Annotated in this window: 14 protein-coding genes, 1 tRNA gene and 2 pseudogenes; 11 read left to right on the forward strand and 6 right to left on the reverse strand. The window is 57.7% G+C overall.

Annotated elements, in window-relative coordinates:
* Positions 1–50: 50 nt before the first annotated feature.
* The gene (locus L9B60_RS17595; protein ID WP_249672029.1) at positions 51–1,481 is read right to left on the reverse strand and encodes a M48 family metalloprotease; all 1,431 of its coding nucleotides are present in this window, start codon (positions 1,479–1,481) and stop codon (positions 51–53) included.
* A gap of 147 nt (positions 1,482–1,628) precedes the next feature.
* On the opposite strand from L9B60_RS17595, the gene L9B60_RS17600 reads away from it, so the two are divergent.
* A complete protein-coding gene (locus L9B60_RS17600; RefSeq protein WP_249672030.1) occupies positions 1,629–1,868 on the forward strand; it encodes a sulfurtransferase TusA family protein in 240 nt (79 codons plus the stop codon).
* 108 nt (positions 1,869–1,976) lie between these two features.
* Positions 1,977–3,047: an AI-2E family transporter gene (locus L9B60_RS17605; protein ID WP_249672031.1), complete on the forward strand. Its 1,071-nt coding sequence runs from the start codon at positions 1,977–1,979 to the stop codon at positions 3,045–3,047.
* A gap of 81 nt (positions 3,048–3,128) precedes the next feature.
* Here the strand turns inward: L9B60_RS17605 and L9B60_RS17610 are convergent, their stop codons facing one another.
* Both L9B60_RS17610 and L9B60_RS17615 read right to left on the reverse strand, forming a co-directional pair.
* Positions 3,129–3,602: a peroxiredoxin gene (locus L9B60_RS17610; protein WP_249672032.1), complete on the reverse strand. Its 474-nt coding sequence runs from the start codon at positions 3,600–3,602 to the stop codon at positions 3,129–3,131.
* Positions 3,603–3,612: 10 nt separating this feature from the next.
* Positions 3,613–4,173 carry a glycine cleavage system transcriptional repressor gene (locus tag L9B60_RS17615; protein WP_249672033.1) on the reverse strand — a complete coding sequence of 187 codons (561 nt, stop codon included), beginning with the start codon at positions 4,171–4,173 and terminating at the stop codon, positions 3,613–3,615.
* A 330-nt stretch (positions 4,174–4,503) separates the two neighbouring features.
* Between L9B60_RS17615 and dapA the strand changes: the two genes are divergently transcribed.
* The 7 genes from dapA to L9B60_RS17650 all read left to right on the forward strand — a co-directional run bounded on the left by dapA (position 4,504) and on the right by L9B60_RS17650 (position 10,036).
* Positions 4,504–5,382, forward strand: coding sequence for a 4-hydroxy-tetrahydrodipicolinate synthase (gene dapA, locus L9B60_RS17620; protein ID WP_249672034.1), 879 nt, complete (start codon positions 4,504–4,506; stop codon positions 5,380–5,382).
* A 17-nt stretch (positions 5,383–5,399) separates the two neighbouring features.
* On the forward strand, positions 5,400–6,515 hold the full coding sequence (gene bamC / locus L9B60_RS17625; RefSeq protein ID WP_249672035.1) for an NlpB/DapX family lipoprotein: 1,116 nt from the start codon (positions 5,400–5,402) through the stop codon (positions 6,513–6,515).
* Positions 6,516–7,274 (forward strand): MBL fold metallo-hydrolase, encoded by a 759-nt coding sequence (locus L9B60_RS17630; RefSeq protein ID WP_249672036.1) that lies wholly within the window; start codon positions 6,516–6,518, stop codon positions 7,272–7,274.
* Between the two features lie 28 nt (positions 7,275–7,302).
* On the forward strand, positions 7,303–8,016 hold the full coding sequence (gene purC, locus L9B60_RS17635) for a phosphoribosylaminoimidazolesuccinocarboxamide synthase (RefSeq protein WP_249672037.1): 714 nt from the start codon (positions 7,303–7,305) through the stop codon (positions 8,014–8,016).
* A 94-nt stretch (positions 8,017–8,110) separates the two neighbouring features.
* Positions 8,111–8,200: transfer RNA gene (locus L9B60_RS17640), tRNA-Ser, on the forward strand.
* Between the two features lie 247 nt (positions 8,201–8,447).
* Entirely contained in the window at positions 8,448–9,422 is a 975-nt protein-coding gene (locus tag L9B60_RS17645; protein WP_249672038.1) for a hypothetical protein, read from the forward strand.
* Between the two features lie 5 nt (positions 9,423–9,427).
* Positions 9,428–10,036 carry a hypothetical protein gene (locus L9B60_RS17650; RefSeq protein WP_249672039.1) on the forward strand — a complete coding sequence of 203 codons (609 nt, stop codon included), beginning with the start codon at positions 9,428–9,430 and terminating at the stop codon, positions 10,034–10,036.
* Here the strand turns inward: L9B60_RS17650 and L9B60_RS17655 are convergent.
* Together L9B60_RS17655 and L9B60_RS17660 are read right to left on the reverse strand one after the other, a co-directional pair.
* Entirely contained in the window at positions 9,968–10,759 is a 792-nt protein-coding gene (locus L9B60_RS17655) for a tyrosine-type recombinase/integrase (RefSeq protein WP_249672040.1), read from the reverse strand. The genes L9B60_RS17650 and L9B60_RS17655 overlap by 69 nt on opposite strands.
* Positions 10,756–11,274: an Arm DNA-binding domain-containing protein gene (locus L9B60_RS17660; protein WP_349631952.1), complete on the reverse strand. Its 519-nt coding sequence runs from the start codon at positions 11,272–11,274 to the stop codon at positions 10,756–10,758. Before L9B60_RS17660 ends, L9B60_RS17655 begins: the two co-directional genes overlap by 4 nt.
* Here L9B60_RS17660 and L9B60_RS17665 point away from each other — a divergent pair.
* Together L9B60_RS17665 and L9B60_RS17670 are read left to right on the forward strand one after the other, a co-directional pair.
* Positions 11,193–11,396, forward strand: a pseudogene (locus L9B60_RS17665) (lysis protein); the annotation flags it as partial. The gene L9B60_RS17660 and the pseudogene L9B60_RS17665 sit on opposite strands and share 82 nt — an antisense overlap.
* A gap of 158 nt (positions 11,397–11,554) precedes the next feature.
* Positions 11,555–12,348, forward strand: a pseudogene (locus L9B60_RS17670) (DNA adenine methylase).
* Positions 12,349–12,422: 74 nt separating this feature from the next.
* Here L9B60_RS17670 and L9B60_RS17675 read toward each other — a convergent pair.
* The gene (locus tag L9B60_RS17675) at positions 12,423–13,238 is read right to left on the reverse strand and encodes a hypothetical protein (RefSeq protein WP_349631953.1); all 816 of its coding nucleotides are present in this window, start codon (positions 13,236–13,238) and stop codon (positions 12,423–12,425) included.
* Positions 13,239–13,244: the final 6 nt, after the last annotated feature.

A 13,244-nucleotide genomic window follows, 5' to 3' on the forward strand; every position in this document is an offset into this window, starting at 1 on the left:
TCACGGGCGGGGAGGGAAAAGTGTAGTCCACGCCGCCCGTATCCGGTTGCCTATCGCATCATGTCCTTGACCATGCGCTCCTGATCACGCAATTCCTTGATCCGTGCATCGATTTTCGCCTGTTCCTGGAAGTTGCCGGCGCGGCGCTGGGCGAAGTCCAGTTGCTGGATGGCCTGGCGAAAGTCGCCAGTCAGGGCAAAGTATTCGGCGCGGGCTTGTTGGGAACCGACGATATTGCCGTTCTGGCCACGGGCATCGGCCACCAGGTTCCACACGTCCGGGTCTTCGGGGCGGCTTTTGAGCAAGCTGCTCAAAGCCTTTTCGGCCTCGGGGTAGTGCCCCTGCTTGAGCAACAAGTCTACCCGTGACTGGTTCAGCGGGTAGTTGTCGGGGTACAGGGCGAGCATCTTGTCGACCCGCGCCTGGGCATCCGGGAAGCGGTTGTTGGTGATGTCCAGGTCGATTTCGGCGAGGTTGTAGATCACCTCGTTCGGCGACTTGGCCAGCAGTGGCTTGAGGTTGGCGCGCGCCTCGTTGAGCTGGCCGCCCTTGATCTGGGCGATGGCCAGGCCATAGCGGGCCGGGTCCGAGTTGGGGTTCTCGTCCAGCAGCACGCGAAAGCGCTTGGCCGCCATGCCGGGAGTTTCTTCGTAGATCAACTGTACTCGCGCCCTGATCAACTGGTAGCGCACGGTGTCTTCCACGCCGCCCTTGGGCGACTGTTCGGCGCGGTTGCGGGTGTCGGCGATACGCGATTCAGTCACCGGGTGGGTCAGCAGGAATTCCGGCGGCTTGGCATCGAACCGGTACTGGCGGGCCAGGCGTTCGAACATGTTCGGCATGTTGCGCGGGTCGTAGCCGGCCTTTTCCAGGTTGATGATGCCGATACGGTCGGCTTCCTGCTCGCGCTCGCGCGAGAAGCTCATCTGCTTCTGATAGGCGCCGGCCTGGGTGCCGGCAATGGCCGCGATACCGGCGTCACCGGCACCGGTGGCGGCCAGCACGATGCCGGCCAGCAAGGCCGCCATCACCGGCAACTGCATTTGTTGTTGCTGTTCGATGCCGCGGGCAAAGTGGCGTTGCGACAAGTGAGCCAATTCGTGGGCCAGCACGCCGGCATATTCGCCTTCGGTCTGGGCATTGAGGAACAGCCCGCCGTTGACCCCGACGATACCGCCGGGCGCGGCGAAGGCGTTGAGTTCCTTGCTGTCGATCAAGATGAATTCCAGGCGCCGGTCTTGCAGCTGGCTGGTTTCGGCCAGTTTATACACGCTGTTTTCGACGAAATCCTTGAGCAGCGGGTCGGACAACTGGTTGACCTGCCCGCGCAGGATGCTCAGCCAGGCGCGGCCCAGGTCGTGCTCCTGCTGGGGTGAGACAATGGCAGAACTGGCGTCGCCGAGTGACGGCAGGTCGTCGGCGATGCTCGCAAGAGGCAGCAGGCAGGCAAGCGTCAACAGGGTAGGGCGCAATAAAGACATGCACGGAGCTCGGGTCGAAGAAAGACCTTACTGTAGCTGGCACATCAGTCGAGGACCAGAGGCGTGCGCGCATGAGGTATTCTAGGCGGCTTGTTCCCGGCGCCGATGCTTGCCCGGGAAGCCCGCCATAGCCTTGGGGAGTTGTTCATGACCGACGTTGTACAGTGTGACGCCGAACTCGATGCCAGTGGGCTGAACTGCCCGCTGCCGCTACTCAAGGCCAAGCTGCAGCTCAATGGCCTGGGCAGTGGCGCGGTATTGAAAGTGATCGCCACCGACGCCGGTTCCCAGCGAGACTTCCGTACGTTTGCCAAGCTGGCGGGTCACACGCTGTTACACGAACAGGTCCAGGCGGGGGTCTATACCTATTGGTTGAAGAAGGCCTGATAGGCCGCCGCGCCCTTTTCGCCAATTCCTACTGTAGGAGCGGATTCATCCGCGAAAAATACCCCGCGAAATACCAGGCACACCCCATAAAAATTTCAAGGAAACTCGATGTTCAAAGTGCTTCGCGACTGGATGCAGCGCTACTTCTCGGATGAAGAAGCGGTGGTATTGGCGGTGCTGCTGGTACTGGCATTCACTGCCGTACTGACCCTGGGCGGCATGCTCGCCCCGGTGTTGGCGGGCATGGTACTGGCCTTCCTGATGCAGGGCCTGGTCACCGCCCTTGAGCGCCTGCGGGTGCCTTCCGGGGTCGCGGTGGGGCTGGTGTTCGCCTTGTTCATGGGCGTGCTGGCGGTGTTCATGCTGGTGCTGGTGCCGCTGCTGTGGCATCAGGTCATCACCTTGTTCAACGAACTGCCAGGCATGCTCGGTAAATGGCAGTCGCTGCTGTTGCTGCTGCCTGAGCGCTACCCGCACCTGGTGTCTGACGAGCAGGTGCTGCAAGCCATCGAGGCGGCGCGTGGTGAGGTTGGCAAGTTCGGCCAGTTGGCGCTGACCTTTTCCCTGTCCAGCCTGCCGCTGCTGGTCAACATGATGATCTACTTCGTGCTGGTGCCGATCCTGGTGTTTTTCTTTCTCAAGGACCGCGTCATGATCGGCCGCTGGGTCAAAGGCTACCTGCCGCGCGAGCGCGCCCTGCTGACCCGTGTTGCCCAGGAAATGAACCGGCAGATCGCCAATTACATCCGCGGCAAGGTGGTGGAGATTTTCATCTGCGGCGTGGCTACCTACATCGCCTTCGTCGCCTTGGGCCTGAATTACGCGGCTTTGCTGGCGTTGTTGGTAGGCCTGTCGGTGGTGGTGCCCTACGTGGGCGCGGTGGTTGTGACGGTGCCCGTGACCTTGATCGCGCTGTTTCAGTGGGGCTGGAGCGACCAGTTCATCTACCTGATGGCGGTGTACGGGATTATCCAGACCCTTGACGGCAACGTGCTGGTGCCGCTGCTGTTCTCGGGCGCGGTCAACCTGCACCCGGTGGCGATCATCTGCGCGGTGCTGCTGTTTGGCGGGCTGTGGGGCTTTTGGGGGGTGTTCTTTGCGATCCCGCTGGCCACCCTGTTCAAGGCGGTGCTGGATGCCTGGCCACGGCAGGAGCCTAGCGTGGCGCCGATTCTTTGAGTCAGTGGTGGTTTTTTCGCGGATAAATCCGCTCCTACAGGCCGTAGGGGCGGATTTATCCGTGAAAGGAACGCCTCAACCTCAACCCTTGTTCAACGCCTGCGCCGCCGCCAACACCGCATCAACATGGCCCGGCACCTTCACGCCACGCCATTCCTGGCGCAGCACGCCGTTCTTGTCGATCAGGAAGGTGCTGCGGTCCACGCCCAGGTATTCCTTGCCGTAGAGCTTTTTCAGCTTGATCACGTCGAACAGCTGGCACACGGCCTCGTCCTTGTCGCTGATCAGCTCGAACGGGAAGGCCTGCTTGGCCTTGAAGTTCTCGTGGGCCTTGAGGCTGTCGCGGGACAGGCCGAACACCTCGGTGTTGGCGTCCAGGAAAGCCTGGTGCTGGTCACGAAAGCCCTGGCCCTCGGTGGTGCAGCCCGGGGTGCTGTCCTTGGGGTAGAAGTAGATCACCACCTGGCGGCCTTTGAGCTCGCTGAGGCTGACGGTCTTGCCACTGGTGGCCGGTGCCTGGAAGTCCGGCACGGGCTGGTCGACGACAACGGTCATGAACGCTTCCTTACATGGGGTTCTGTGGGCGCCACGGTTCAATCAACGCGTCCAGGTTCAGCGCGTCGGCAAAGTCCAGGAACTGATCGCGCAGCCAACTGATTTGCACGCCTGGCGGCAGCGTCACGGTGAACGTGGCGTTTAGCATGGTGCCGCCGGTTTGCGGGGCCTGGTAGGTGTCGCAGGTCAGGCTTTCCAGCTCCACGTTGTGGTCGATGAAAAACTGGCACAGCTCGTTGATGATGTCCGAGCGGTAGGCCGAGCTGACGTAGGCCACGTACGGCAACGACAGCGGGCGGTTCTCCAGGGTGGCGCTGCGCACCACGTTGACCGTGAAGCCGTGCTTCTTGGACAGCGAGCCCAAGCTGGTTTCCAGGCGCGCCAGGGCGTCCCAGTTACCGGAGATTTCCAGTACCAGCGCACTGCACTCGCCATGCCGGGTGAGCCGCGACGTCACGACCGAGCAACGGCTGTCGTGGCTGGCACGGCACAGCACGTTGGTCAGTTCCATCGGGTTGGGGCCCAGGGCACTGATGACAAGGAATTGTTCGCGAACTGTGGGGGTGGACATGCAGCATTCCTAAAGCGATGAGCGGTCGGCACGCAAAATGAGTGAGGTGAATGAGTCAGCTTTGCAGCATGGTGCCCCGAAACGCCTGTGGCAAACACCGGCCATTGCCCTGAAAGGGGCGCGGGCAGGGGCTTGGAGGCTTGAAAACGGCGGTTGCGACCGCCTCGGGCAGCTTACAAATCGGACAAACAGACCCAGTCGTACCGATCAAAGTCTGAAGGGTAGCGAAAAGCATCGCTCAGGGGAATGCTCAGAGCGTGGTACTTCGCTTGTGCAAGCCCGAAGGCGCCAGTACCATTACCGCTCTCTTTTTCCGGCAGGAGCGGTTGCATGATTGCGGGCAGTATGGTGGCACTGGTCACACCCATGGACGCAGAAGGTCGTCTCGACTGGGACAGCCTCAGCAAACTCGTGGACTTCCACCTGAAGGAAGGCACCGATGCCATCGTTGCCGTGGGGACTACCGGCGAGTCCGCGACCCTGGACTACAAGGAACACATCGATGTCATCCATCGCGTGGTCGAACAGGTGGCGGGCCGCATCCCGGTAATCGCCGGTACCGGTGCCAACTCCACCCGCGAGGCGGTCGAACTGACGCGCAACGCCAAGGACGCCGGCGCCGACGCCTGCCTGCTGGTAACCCCGTACTACAACAAGCCGACGCAAGAAGGCCTGTACCAGCACTTCAAGCACATCGCCGAAGCCGTCGACATCCCGCAGATCCTCTACAACGTGCCTGGCCGCACTGCCTGCGACATGAAAGCAGAGACGGTCATTCGCCTGTCGACGGTGAAAAACATCATCGGCATCAAGGAAGCCACCGGCGACCTGCAACGCGCCAAGGACATCCTGGCCGGCGTTGCCAGCGACTTCCTGCTGCTGTCCGGCGATGACCCCACGGCGGTCGAGCTGATCCTGCTGGGCGGCAAGGGCAATATTTCGGTCACCGCCAACGTCGCGCCGCGCGCCATGCACCAACTGTGTGCCGCCGCCCTGCGTGGTGATGCCGCCGAAGCCCGCGCCATCAACGAAAAACTGATGCCGCTGCACAAGAATCTGTTCCTGGAAGCCAACCCTATTCCCGTGAAATGGGCGCTGCACGAAATGGGCTTGATGCCTGAAGGCATCCGCCTTCCGCTCACCTGGTTGAGCACCCCTTATCACGAAGCGCTGCGGCAGGCCCTGCGCCAGTCCGGCGTCCTGGTTTAATTGAGGAAGTACAACGCATGAAGCGAATGGCTGGTCTTTCTGCCCTTGCCTTGGTTATCTCGAGCACTAGCGGTTGTGGGTGGCTCTGGGGCGAAGATGGTTATTTCCGCGATCGTGGCAGTGACTACCTGCAAGCGACGCAAACGGCACCGATGCAAACGCCCCAGGACCTGACCCTGGCCAAACGTCTGGATCCGCTGCTGCCGATCCCGCGCAACGTTGCCGACGAGCACGCCACCGGCGAATTCGAAGTGCCGCGCCCGCTGCCGCTGCAAGCATCGGCCGAGGCCAGCGACTTCACGCTGCAAAAGAACGGCCCGGCCCGCTGGATTCTCGCCCAGCACACGCCGGCCGAAGTCTGGCCGATTGCGCACCAGTTCTTTGAAGACAACGGCTTCCGGATCGCTGATGAGCGCCCGCAAACCGGCGAATTCACCACCACCTGGCAGCATTTCGATGAGCTGTCCGGGTCGATGGCCAAGCGCCTGACCACCTCGGCCAGCAGCGCCGACGGCCAAACTCGCGTGCGCGTGCGCATCGAGCCTGGCGTGCAGCGCAACACCAGTGAAGTGTACGTCACCAGCGTGGAACGCCCTGCCGGCAGCACCGATGACGTCAACTTCCCGAGCAGCCCGGCCAACACCGGCATCGACTCGGCCCTGGTCGACGAAATGCTCGCCAGCATGAGCCGCAGCGCCGAGAAGGGCGGTTCGATCTCCCTGGTGGCCGCACGTGATTTCGACGCCCCAAGCCGCGTCAGCCTGAGCGAAGACGGCAGCGGCAACCCCGTGCTGAACGTCGGCGCCGACCTTGACCGTGCCTGGTCAAGCGTTGGCCGCGCCCTGGACCATGGCCAGTGGAAGGTGGAAGACATCAACCGCAGCCTGGGCCTGTACTACATCAACCTGGCGGAAAAAGCCGAGAACAAGGATGAGAAGCCTGGCTTCTTCAGCCGCATGTTCGGCAGCGCACCCACCAAGGAAGAGATCGAAGCCCGTGCCGACCGTTACCAGGTTCGCCTGAGCAAGGTAGGCGACAGCGTTCAGGTCACCGTCGAGAAGAACATCAATACCGTTGCGCCGGCCGATGTCGCCCGTCGCGTGTTGAGCGTGATCCAGGACAACCTGGGTTAAGTGCGCTTCGCCGTTCTCGGAAGCGGAAGCCAAGGGAATGGCACGCTCATCGCAAGCAACGACACCTACGTGCTGGTCGACTGCGGGTTTTCTTTAAAAGAAACCGAGCGTCGCCTGGCCCGCCTGGGTGTCAGCCCCCAGCAACTGAGTGCCGTTGTAGTGACCCACGAACATGCCGACCACGTGCATGGCGTGGGTTTGCTGTCTCGGCGCTACAATTTACCGGTGTACATGAGCCGCGGCACCCATCGCGGCCTGCGCAAACCCGTGGAACTGGCGGGTTTCGTGGCCTGCGGGGATGTGTTGCAAGTCGGCGCATTGAGCATCACGGTCGTCTCGGTGGCGCATGACGCGTTGGAGCCGACCCAATACGTGTTCAGCGACGGTGCACGGCGCTTTGGCGTGCTGACCGACCTGGGCTCGTACTGCGGGCGCGTAATGGACAGCTACCAGGGCCTGGACGCCTTGATGATCGAGGCCAATCACTGCCGTGATCGGCTTGCCCGTGGCCACTATCCGATGTTTCTGAAACAGCGGGTGGGCGGTTCACTGGGACATTTGAACAACCACCAGGCCGCGAGCCTGGTGGCAGAGCTGGGCTGGCAAAACCTGCAACACCTGGTGCTGGCCCACCTCAGCAGCAAGAACAACCTGCCAGAGCTGGCCCGGCAATGTTTCGTCGATACCCTGGGGTGCGACGCCGACTGGCTGCAATTGGCCGATCAAGATTCAGGGCTCGACTGGCGACACATCGCCTAGCCCACCTACTTAGCAAGCGGAGCCCATCATGGAAAAACGTGAAGAACTCTACCGCGGCAAGGCCAAATCGGTTTACAAGACCGACGACGCCGACCGCCTGATCCTGCTGTTTCGCAACGACACTTCGGCGTTCGACGGCAAGCGCATCGAGCAGTTGGACCGCAAAGGCATGGTGAACAACAAGTTCAACGCCTTCATCATGCAAAAGCTGGAAGAAGCGGGCGTCCCGACCCAGTTCGACAAGCTGCTGGGTGACAACGAGTGCCTGGTCAAGAAACTGGACATGATCCCGGTCGAATGCGTAGTGCGCAACTACGCCGCCGGCAGCCTGGTCAAGCGCCTGGGCGTGGAAGAAGGCCTGAAGCTGAACCCCTACACCTTCGAGCTGTTCCTGAAGGACGACGCCAAGGGCGACCCGTTCATCAACGAATCCCACGTAGTGGCGTTCGGCTGGGGCACCGCCGAGCAACTGGCCAAAATGAAAGAGCTGTCGCTGAAGGTCAACGACGTGCTGAACAAGCTCTTTGACGACGCAGGCCTGCTGCTGGTCGACTTCAAGCTGGAATTCGGCGTGTTCAGCGACGGCTCCATTGTTCTCGGTGACGAGTTCAGCCCTGACGGCTGCCGCCTGTGGGACAAGGACACCAAGAAGAAAATGGACAAGGACCGCTTCCGCCAGGGCCTCGGTGACGTCATCGAAGCCTACGAAGAAGTGGCCAAGCGCCTGGGCGTGCCGCTGTAATTTTGCAAAAAGCGCGCAACTGACTGATAGATCGTGAATTTTTTCGAAAGAAAGCTTAGACATTCGCTGAATCAGTGTTATGATGCGCGCCGTTGGAGAGATGCCGGAGTGGCCGAACGGGACGGATTCGAAATCCGTTGTACTGGCGACAGTACCTAGGGTTCAAATCCCTATCTCTCCGCCATTATTGAATACGAGTAAGCCCCTGAAATGGTTGAACATTTCAGGGGCTTTTTCGTTCCTGACGATTGAGTTAGGGCATTTTTAGGGCAAAAAGCATCTTCGGCTGGATCGGTCGCGCTTCTTTGCTCTTGTGAGATCGAAGGTAATCCAGGTCATTCAGCAAGTCCCAGTGACAAAGATTCACTGGGAGGCTAAAGTCAGCCATCAAATGGCTACCAAGAGCTTTTGCGCTCGTCTAGAGGGATCTAATGTCTAACCGCCAGTACCCAGTTGAGATGGCGAATCTCGTTTGCAAATTTGGGAGCCAAAATCTTCTCGATTATTTTGCAGAAATCGTGCTTCCGTCCTTTTCGAATCCGGATCTCAAAAGGGTTTATGGAACGACGCAATTTTTTTTTGAAAACGTTGAATTAGTTACAGTTGATGGGCGAGTATTGCTTGTCGGGCGATTTATTAAGGACATGGTTTTAGAACGAGAGCAAATTTATACGAAATCCGGGTTGGTAGAAGATCATGAGGAAATGCAATCCTCTCCTTCTTGTATTTTTGTTTTGGTTCTTGATATTCATCGGCTTGTCTTTCTTAAAGAAACCAAGTTTGCACCAACGCTGGATAATTTCAAGTCGACGCTTGAGAGCTTTTTGAAGCGTAACCATAAAGCTTATATCGATACTACATATGATGAACGTAAAGAAAGTGGCGAAAAAGTAACAAAAAAACAGTTGATGCTTGATATCTTTCCTCCTACTTTGGAATTGATTCCGTTAACTTCCGCACAGAGTATCGACTCGTTTGTTCGGCAGTATGAGGTTTTGAGTTCGGTTACATATAAATTTTCTGATCGAAATGATGAGCACGACAACGAAGGTTTTTTCGAAGCAGTGCAACGTCAGAAGGATGAAGTTAATAGTAAGACGACGACAATTCGTCACTCAAATTCTGAGGGGTTGGATAAAGATAGTGTGATCGAAGAAGTGCAGGCTGCCACTGTTCAAGGCAATCAGAAAGTAACGCTGGTGGGTAAAGATAGCTCAGGTACGGAGTTGCGTGGTGACAATGAGCATTTTCAGCTTAAGAGTTATGTTGAGTTAACCACGAACTCGCCTTCACAAGCTGCTCCGACTTTGTTTCAAAAATTTATTCAGTTGGTAGGCGATGGTATGATCCAGGTTGCAGCTCCGACCCGAGCAGCGATTGCCAAACTCGCTCCTTATCGTAGGTGAACCAAGTGAACGATGATTTGTCTCCAAAGGCGTTGATGGACGAAAAAAGCTTGTGGGCGATTTACGTCAAAGCGAGAAGAATTCCCTTCAGTTCATTTAATTTTTGGATGACGTTCGTCGTTTTTATTTTGGTGGTGCTTCAATATTGTATGTTGGAAATCTCATTGGATGAGAAGCTTAAGATTGTACGAGAGTTTAGTACCATGGCTTTGGGGGTTGTAGTCTCTGTCTTGGGTTTTATTTTGGCTGGCTTTACCATTTTTGCAACGATCAGTCAGCCTGATATGCTTGTGGCAATGTCTAAGCATAGGCATGAAAAATCACAGTTGTCGTTTCTGAAGAATAATTTTTTTATTTTTATGCGTGTGTTTATCTATTACTTGGCTTATACGGTTTTTTGTTTGTTGGTGATTGTGTTTGCTATCAAGGGAGGTCTGATACATAAAATAGTACAGCTCTCCCCGATATCATGGAAAATTACAGAATGGTTGGTCGGTATGGCTTACGTTACCCTTTATACGGGGATGTTCTTTTTGTTGATGCAATTAAAGTCTTTTATTTACAACGTCTACCATACGGTCATGACTGCGATTCGCTGGAAAGCTATTCAGTAGAATTGGGTTGATTGACTTTAACCGTTGTCCGAAAGCCCATTTGCTCAGATACAAGAGATGCCATGCTTTTGTATCCCTTGGTATCCAGCGTCCATAGTGTTTCCTCACCATTGTTGTATCGCTATGTCCTAATTGGCGTGCGACCCATTCCACAGGTACGTAGCTTGATAGGGCTTGGCTCGCGAAGGTGTGGCGGCATTGGTTGGCCCCTCGGCGGCGGACTTCTGCCTTTTTCATATGGGCGGTGAACCATTTGCTCAGGGTTTTGCCACTCCACAGCAGGCCGCTGGCGGAGCTGCGGAAAAGAAACTTGACCTTCATCTTCTTCGTGGTGATGTTGTCGCGCTGTATCAACGTGATATCAACGCTAGGTGAATCCTTCGCGGCGGCAACAATTTCCCGCATTAAGCTTAGAGCGGGGTCTATCAGTTCGATGACTCGCACCCTGGTGCGTTCTTTGGGGACTTTGAATTCCCCAACGACCAATGCCCGGCGGACGTGCACTAGGCCTGCCTCAAGGTCGATATCTTCGGCGGCAAGTCCAATAAGCTCGGATAGCGAAAGCCCGGCCCAGCAGTTGAACTCGATCATTCGGGCGTCGGCGCGGCGGCGGGGATCCGCTTTGCCGATCATCTCGATCTCGGTGCGGTTGAACGGGTCGGCGTGTTCCAGATCGACGTCCGCCCCGACGTTGCTGATTCTATCGAGAGGGTTCGCTGTCAAGATGCCGTCGCCGAAGGCATCAGCCCATACTCCTCGGACGACGGTGAAAATGTCGTTACCGTCTTCGGGGCCAGACCATGCTTCAGCAACTGCGCTTGGAACAACTCGATGTCGCTTTTGCTGATGTCGACAATTCGGCGTTTACCGAACTTGTTCTCAACGTGCACAGCCTTGCTCACGTAGTTGACCACCGTGCTCGATGCTTTGAGGGCGCGCTGAACCTCCAGCCAACGATCAATGCCTTCCTTTACTGTACGCTTGAGCGACGGGCCGCCAGTGCCCGTGAACATAGTGGCCCTAGGTGAGTTCGGGAAATGGGCCGCATAGTCGAAGCGGCCCTCTCTGATCTCCGCGAGGATGGTGCGGCGTTTGTTGTCGGCGTAGGCGATCGCGGCCTTGTTTACCTTCGAGATCCCTTCGAGAGGTTCCCGGCATCCTACTCGACGCCGCCAATACAGCCAGCGGCCCAGTGTCAGCCACCACCGCAACCAGCAGCATGGTTCATGGCCCCACAAGAGCCCAGCTTGAACCAGCGCATGCTCAACGAATTATCGGCATCACCGATGCCGGCGACCAAGGATTGATCGCGTTGGCTGCCTGTCTGGCCTACGCCAAAGAAGTCTCAACACCGAAGTGAAAAAGAGCGACCGGGGTGGATGCGACAACATCCAAACCGGCCGCCGTCCCTGCAGACTGTCCCTGCAAGTCCAGCCAAGGCTCTTACTCCGTGCACGCGTGCACGAAGCGCGGCGAGGCTAGCACCTGTTTATCCATACAGTAAAGGTCTTGCTCTATATGTCCACGCCCATCATCCCTTGGATGGGCGGCAAACGCCGCCTGGCCGATCGCCTCATCCCGCGTTTTCCGCCGCACGAATGCTACGTCGAAGTCTTTGCCGGCGGTGCCGCGCTCTACTTCATGCGTCCGCAGGCCGCGCCGGTTGAAGTCCTCAATGACATCAACGGCGACCTGGTCACGTTGTACCGCGTTGTGCAGAACCACCTGGAAGAGTTCGTGCGCCAATTCAAATGGGCACTCAGTTCACGCCAGGTGTTTGAGTGGCAGAAGATGACCCGCCCCGAAACCCTCACCGACATCCAGCGTGCCGCCCGATTTTTCTACCTGCAGCACCATGCCTTTGCCGGTAAGGTCACCGGGAAGACGTTTGGCACCGCGACCACCGGCCCGGCCATTAACCTGCTGCGGATCGAGGAAAACCTCTCGGCCGCCTGGCAGCGCCTGTCCGGCACCTACGTTGAAAACCTCCCCTGACTTGAATGTGCCGAACGTTATGGCCGTGCGCACCGTTTCACTACATGGACCCGCCTTACTGGCAGACCGCCGGCTATGGCGTGGATTTTCAGTTCGAGAATTACGAGCGCATGGCCGACTTCATGCGTCGCTGCAAAGGCAAGGTGATGGTCAGCATTAACGATCACCCAGACATCCGCCGGGTGTTTGCTGGCTTTCACTTTGAGACGCTGGATATCCGCTATAGCAACACCAATCAGCGCCAAGGCAAAGCCGAAGTCAGTGGCGAATTGATCATCATGAACTGGGTTCCGGCGGCTTTAGGCGGACTTTTTTAGTGTGTTCTAACGCGATGGAATGCCGCGGTACTGGGATAGGCGTCCGCACATAGCTGGGTGCTCCTAGAGTGTCCTCAGGGTAGACCAACGGCTGAAGACTTCGTTACAAACCCCAGTCCCACGCATACCGAGCAATCTTCACGCTGATCAAACCGATCCTGGCAAACGATGCAGGGGCGGAGTCGAGCCAGGTCGAGCAGCGGACGCAATTTTTCGAAGGCGTCCAGATCGCGGCATTCATGCGCCACTTGGGCGGCATCCATAAGCCCGCGGTAGCTGTCCGGATCCTCCATGGGCTCGTAGGTCACTCCTTCGATGGTGCGACCGGTTTCGATGAGCGTGTACTGCTCTCCCTCGCGAAGCGTCAGGGTCAGCCCGTCTATTCTCGCGATATCGCCGGAGGGGTTGAACACCAGGTTCGCCCCGCTGGAGTCACGATAAACCTTGCCATCGTAGGTGGAGGGTGTGTCGCTGACCAGCGTGTCGGCGACATAAAAAATCGAGCGACGAATCTTGCCGAGCAGTTCGCTGTTGTTACCTCTGACATCGTAGGAAGAGGCAGCGCAGTAGTGCACCGGGCAGCTCTGCAATTCCTCGACGGCGTGCCAATAGGCTGCGTTCGCCATTTCGTTCAAATCGAACTGCTGCAGCACATCGATTAAGCCCTCGCTGAGCAGGGCGGCACTCATGGCGTGCAAAGTCTGCCGGTGAGCTTCCGGGGTCTGCATGCGGAAATCGTGGTCGTCGAGGGTGGAGTGCCACTGCTGAAGTCTCAGCGCTTTAGACTGGTCGAAATTCAGGGGATGGCTCTCTATATGTTTGCTGTATAAATATACAGCGTACAAAAAGTGCTCACTAGGCGAGGTTGAGGCGACGAGCAGCAGAATCATCAGCCA

The organism is Pseudomonas abieticivorans (assembly GCF_023509015.1).
GTDB classification, from domain to species: domain Bacteria; phylum Pseudomonadota; class Gammaproteobacteria; order Pseudomonadales; family Pseudomonadaceae; genus Aquipseudomonas; species Aquipseudomonas abieticivorans.

What these genes read in the sequence shown, in the direction of transcription:
- L9B60_RS17675 (WP_349631953.1), bottom strand. Translation starts at nt 13,238, where the DNA reads ATGATTCTGCTGCTCGTCGCCTCAACCTCGCCTAGTGAGCACTTTTTG.
- L9B60_RS17610 (WP_249672032.1), bottom strand. Translation starts at nt 3,602, where the DNA reads ATGACCGTTGTCGTCGACCAGCCCGTGCCGGACTTCCAGGCACCGGCC.
- L9B60_RS17645 (WP_249672038.1), top strand. Translation starts at nt 8,448, where the DNA reads ATGTCTAACCGCCAGTACCCAGTTGAGATGGCGAATCTCGTTTGCAAA.
- dapA (WP_249672034.1), top strand. Translation starts at nt 4,504, where the DNA reads ATGATTGCGGGCAGTATGGTGGCACTGGTCACACCCATGGACGCAGAA.
- L9B60_RS17595 (WP_249672029.1), bottom strand. Translation starts at nt 1,481, where the DNA reads ATGTCTTTATTGCGCCCTACCCTGTTGACGCTTGCCTGCCTGCTGCCT.
- L9B60_RS17600 (WP_249672030.1), top strand. Translation starts at nt 1,629, where the DNA reads ATGACCGACGTTGTACAGTGTGACGCCGAACTCGATGCCAGTGGGCTG.
- bamC (WP_249672035.1), top strand. Translation starts at nt 5,400, where the DNA reads ATGAAGCGAATGGCTGGTCTTTCTGCCCTTGCCTTGGTTATCTCGAGC.
- purC (WP_249672037.1), top strand. Translation starts at nt 7,303, where the DNA reads ATGGAAAAACGTGAAGAACTCTACCGCGGCAAGGCCAAATCGGTTTAC.
- L9B60_RS17615 (WP_249672033.1), bottom strand. Translation starts at nt 4,173, where the DNA reads ATGTCCACCCCCACAGTTCGCGAACAATTCCTTGTCATCAGTGCCCTG.
- L9B60_RS17605 (WP_249672031.1), top strand. Translation starts at nt 1,977, where the DNA reads ATGTTCAAAGTGCTTCGCGACTGGATGCAGCGCTACTTCTCGGATGAA.